The sequence below is a fragment of the Kitasatospora sp. NPDC054939 genome, from assembly GCF_053610105.1.
This window is the reverse complement of sequence record NZ_JBSGXP010000260.1, coordinates 1-4,885: the sequence shown is the minus strand read 5'-3', so window position 1 is coordinate 4,885 and position 4,885 is coordinate 1. Positions and strand designations below refer to the sequence as shown.

General features: G+C 75.3%; 4 protein-coding genes. 2 read left to right on the top strand and 2 right to left on the bottom strand.

The features are described 5' to 3' along the window. Window positions 1–169: 169 nt before the first annotated feature. Complete coding sequence (locus tag ACWGB8_RS37760) at window positions 170–1,324, top strand: DUF2510 domain-containing protein (RefSeq protein ID WP_452218186.1); 1,155 nt, start codon at window positions 170–172, stop codon at window positions 1,322–1,324. A 169-nt stretch (window positions 1,325–1,493) separates the two neighbouring features. On the opposite strand, the gene ACWGB8_RS37755 is transcribed toward ACWGB8_RS37760, so the two are convergent. Together ACWGB8_RS37755 and ACWGB8_RS37750 are read right to left on the bottom strand one after the other, a co-directional pair. Beyond that, window positions 1,494–2,405 carry a lytic polysaccharide monooxygenase auxiliary activity family 9 protein gene (locus ACWGB8_RS37755; protein ID WP_452218185.1) on the bottom strand — a complete coding sequence of 304 codons (912 nt, stop codon included), beginning with the start codon at window positions 2,403–2,405 and terminating at the stop codon, window positions 1,494–1,496. 338 nt (window positions 2,406–2,743) lie between these two features. Next, a complete protein-coding gene (locus ACWGB8_RS37750; protein WP_452218184.1) occupies window positions 2,744–3,997 on the bottom strand; it encodes an amino acid deaminase/aldolase in 1,254 nt (417 codons plus the stop codon). Between the two features lie 100 nt (window positions 3,998–4,097). Here ACWGB8_RS37750 and ACWGB8_RS37745 point away from each other — a divergent pair, with 100 nt between their 5' ends. Next, complete coding sequence (locus ACWGB8_RS37745; protein ID WP_452218183.1) at window positions 4,098–4,841, top strand: SseB family protein; 744 nt, start codon at window positions 4,098–4,100, stop codon at window positions 4,839–4,841. Window positions 4,842–4,885: the final 44 nt, after the last annotated feature.

Here is a 4,885-nt window from a genome sequence, read left to right as displayed (position 1 = left end):
GCCCGGTGCACCGCGATTAGTCCCGGTAGCGGGCGCCGCGGTCCGGAGCGGGCGCTGCGGCGCGGTCCGTGGCGGGCCGCACCGGTTCTCACCGTAATCTCATCGAAAATGCCGGAAATTGCGGCCGCTCTGATATCGCGCTTAACCGGGGCCGTTTAGATTCTCCAGGGTGAGCGAGAAGATTCCCGCCGGGTGGTACCCGGACCCCAAGGACACCGGCGACCCGAGACCGCAGCGCTGGTGGGACGGCAAGGGCTGGACGGCGAACACCCGGCCCGCCCCCGCCGACGCCCCGGAGCCGCAGGCTCCCGCCGGCGCCGTGTCGGACACCACCCCGGCGGGCGCCACCGCCCCGACCGCCGCTACGTCCGACGGCCCGGAGACCCGGGTACTGGAGGGCGAGATCCTGCAGAACGGGCCGACCGTGCGCTACCCCGAGCCGCCGCCGTTCGGCGCCGCGTACGGCGGGATCGTGCCGCCGCCCCCGGCCCGCCGGCGCCGGCCCGCCCGCCCGGTGGTGGTCGCGGCGGCCGTGGCGGCGCTGGTCGGCCTGCTGGCCGGATCCGGCGTCACCTACCTGGTGATGGACGGCCGCGACGAGACCAGGCCCGCCGCCCAGCGCAACGCCAAGCTGCCGCCGTTCGGCGAGAACGGCCCCTGGGGCGGGTTCCCCGACCTCGACGGCAACGGCGGGAACGGCGGGAACGGTGGCGACGGCAAGAACGGCGGCAACGGCAAGAACGGCGACGGCAAGAACAAGAACGACGGCTCCGAGGACGGCGCGCCGTCCGGCCGGCGGATCGCCGCGGACCGGGTCAACCGCATCACGGTGCCGATCCCGTCCGGCTGGAGCGGCGGCACCACCCAGAGCGGCTTCGCCTCGCTCAGCATCGGCCTGTACACCTGCGAGGGCGGTGGCACCTGCTCGCTGGGCGGTATCAGCAGCGGCCGGATCACCGGCGGCGGCACCGATGTGAAGGCGGCGGCCCGGGCGGACATCGAGAAGGCCGCCAAGGAGGCCTACAGCGAGATCGGTTCCCACCAGGAGCTGAAGTCGGAGGCCGTCGAGGTGGACGGCCGGGACGGCTGGCTGGTCCGCTGGAAGGTCGACGCGGCGAAGGGCAACGACGGCTACGTGCAGACCGTGGTGTTCCCGAGCGGCGACGGCAAGGGCCTGGCCACGCTGCACTTCGGCTTCGACATCGCGCCCAAGGCCCCGGAGCCGTCGGTGATGGACACCGTGGTCAAGGGCGTGGACGAGCTCACCGGCCGGGTCCCGGGAGGCAGCGGCGGCACCGGCGACGGGAGCGGCACCGGCGCCTGACCGGGCCCGCTCACCACGACGGCCCACCCGGGGACCGGGTGGGCCGTCGGCGTTCCCGCGCTCCTGCGGCTGCGGCTGCGGGTGCGGCTGTGGGAACGCGGTGGCACGGGGTGGGCCGGGGGCGGACCGTACGGGGGTCGAGGGACGGCCCGCTCCCGGCCTCCGGCGGTCAGGCGCCGCGTCGAACAGCCTCGACGCGACGGCGCCGGAGCACCATGGCGGCCCAGCCGACGCTGATCGCGGCGGCGCCGCTCAGCAGCAGCGGACCGGTGGGGGAGGAGCCGACGGAGGCGCTGGCGACCGGAGCGACCGCGCCGGCCGGGGAGTTGGGGTCGCCGCCGTGCCCGTGGTGGCTGACCGTGGACTTGTCGGCGTCCGCGGCGATCTGCTGCTCGCTCGGGCCCGCGGGCGCCGACAGGGCGGACACCGCGGTGCCGGCGGCGGCCTGGCCGAAGTCCACGTCGGCGCAGGTGTAGAACGCCTCCGGGCTGTCCGAGCGCTGCCAGATCGTGTACAGGATGTGCCGGCCGGTGCGCTGCGGCAGGGTGCCGGTGTAGTTGTAGTAGCCCTCGGTGGCGGTCCGGGTGACCGGCACGTTGGCGACCGGCGTCTGGTCCAGGTCGGACCACTTCAGCGGCTGGGTGGGGTTGTAGCCGGCCTTGGTGATGTAGGTGACCTGGGTGCCCACGTGCGGCGCGGTGGTGCGGAACTTGAAGTTGATCGCACCGGCCTTGACCGAGGTGGCCGGCCAGTCCAGACGCGGCCAGTCCAGCGCCTTGTACTTGTCGCGGCCGGCCGAGCAGAGCTTGCCGTCCGGGATCAGCGCCTGGTGGTTGCCGGCGGCGTTGGCGAGGTTGACCTCGTTCCAGTCGTACAGCGGCTGGGTGCCGCTCGCCGCGACGAGGTCCTTGCAGACCTGGGACTTGGGGTTCTCGGGGCCCTCGGCGTAGCAGGCGGCGACCCGGCTGACCGGGCCCGTCATGGTGCCGTGGGCGACGGCGGTGCCGGCGGTGGAGGCCGCGACCGCGAGCAGGGCGGCGCCGACGACGCCGACCGGGAGCACAGTGCGCTTGATGGACATGGGGTGGGGACTCCTTGACCTGTTCCGGGTCGGGAGGTGTGGGGGGAGGAAGGCACGTCTGCCTCCGGGGGAGCCGCCGACCCGGCAACGCGCCCCTTGGACGGAGCGTATGATTGGACTAGACCAGCTGGCAATAGCCCTGTGTCACACGTTTTCTGACGGACCGTATCCGCACGGTACCCACCCGGACAGGCCAAGGGCCCGACGGGAAGCGCCGGTTAGGCATCCCATCGGGCCCGCTTAAGGCGGCGCTAAGCCGCCGCCCGTCCACCCCGGGGGCCGGGGGCCGTCGGGGCTCACAGGTCACAGGTCAGAGCTCACAGGTCGGAGCTCGGGGTTCAGAGGAAGGTCCGTCCCTCGCCGCGGTAGGTCGGCACGCTGCGCACCACCGCATCGCCCTCCACCAGGTGCAGTTCGGCGAAGCGCTCGCACAGCTCGCCCGCCTTGGCGTGCCGGAACCAGACCCGGTCGCCGATCAGCAGGTCGTCGGCGGCGGCGCCCAGCAGCGGGGTCTGCACCTCGCCGGCGCCCTCCGTCGGGTCGTAGCGCAGGCCCTGCGGCAGGTACGGCTCCGGCGAGCGGTCCTGGCCGGCCGGACCGGAGGCCGGGTAGCCGCCGCCGAGCACCGTGACCACGCCGAGGCCGGGCCGGCGCACCACGGGCTGGCCGAACAGCGCGGCGGGCCGGGGGCGGAAGCACTGGTAGTTGTCGAACAGCCGGGGCGCGTACAGCCCGGAGCCGGCCGCCACCTCGGTCACCGCCCGCTCGGCGGCGGTCGATTCGAGGCTGCCGGTGCCGCCGCCGTTGACGAACTCCAGGTCGGCGACCAGCCGCAGCCGCCGCACCGCCGCCGCGCGCCGCTCGGCCAGCTCGGCGCGGGCCCGCGCCTGCATCGCCCGGATCAGCCGGGAGCGGGCCGGCCGCCCCGGCACCCGGTCGCCCACCCCGGCGACGTGCCCCTCGTACGCCATCAGCCCGACCACGCGGAACCCGGGCCGGCGCTGCACCAGTTCGGCGAAGGCCGCGAGGTCCGCCGGGTCGTGCAGCGGGGAGCGCCGGGCGCCCACCCGTACCCGGCCGCCGAGCAGGTGCAGGGCGGTGTCCAGCTCCAGGCAGACCCGCACCTCGGCGCCGCCCGCCCGGGCCGCGTCGATCAGGTCGAGCTGCGCGGGGTCGTCCAGGACGACGGTGACGGCCGCGGCGAGCCCGGGGTCGGCGGTCAGCTCGGCGTAGCCGGAGCGGTCGGCGGACGGGTAGGCCAGCAGGACGTCGGTGAAGCCGGCCCGCGCCAGCCAGAGCGACTCGTCGAGGGTGAAGCTCATGATCCCGGCGAACCCCTCGGTGGCGAGCGCCCGCTCCAGCAGCGCCCGGCAGCGCACCGACTTGCTCGCCACCCGGATCGGCTTCCCGGCCGCCCGGCGCACCAGGTCGGCGGCGTTGGCGTCGAAGGCGGCCAGGTCGACGATCGCGACCGGGCCGCCCAGGTGGGCGGTGGCCCGGTCGTAGCGCGCCCGGTCGGCGACGGGCGAGGCCGGCTCGACGAGCACGGCGGCGGGTGCGGGGCGCTGGGCGGCGAGTTCGGGCGAGGCCATGGCCGCAGACTGCCACACCGGACTACCGGTGGGTAGGGGAACGGCGGCATGAGGGTCGGCCCGCCGGGCGGGCGGTGTGAGGTGGCATAGGGTCGGTCGGGTGGAGCCAAAGAACATTCCCGATCCCGGGTTCGCCGGTGACGACGGCGGCGCCGACCCCCGGCTGGCCGAGGCGCTGGCCCGGTGGGCGCAGGACCGCACCGCCGAGCCTGAGGTGCTCGCGGCGCTCGCGCCGAGCCGCCTGATGGTGCCGATCGTGGCGATCCTCGGGGAGGTGGAGACGGACGCGAACGGGCTGAAGCACGAGAAGACCAGCGATATGGCGGTCCCCGTGGTCGAGGCCCCGGACGGCCGCCGGGCGCTGCCCGCCTTCACCTCGCTGGAGACCCTGGCCCGCTGGCGGGCGGACGCCCGTCCGGCGCCGGTGGCCGCGCCGCAGGCCGCGATGGTGGCCTTCTCCGAGCGGGCCGACACGCTGCTGGTGGACCCGGCCGGCCCGGTGCCGTACCAGCTGGGCGGGGCCCGGCTGCGGGCGCTCGCGGAGAACCGCCCCTATCTGCCGCCGGCCGGCGACCCGGAGGTCCGGGAGGCGGTGCGCGCCCTGCTGGCGGCCGAGCCGCAGGTGGTCGGCGGGCTGCTGGCGCCGTACGAGGACGCGGACGGGCTGCTGGCCGTGGTGCTCTCGTCGGACCTGGCCCGCGAGGAGGCGCAGGCGGTGGTGCAGCGGATCGGACAGGCACTGGTGGCGGACCCGCTGCTGCGGGTCCGGCTCGACCGCGGCCTCAACCTGGCCCTGCTGCCGGCCGGCACCGAGCTGCCCGGCGAGCCGCTCTTCCGGCGCTGACGCCCGGCCCGGTGCGCCGCCTGTCTCTTATACACATCTCCGAG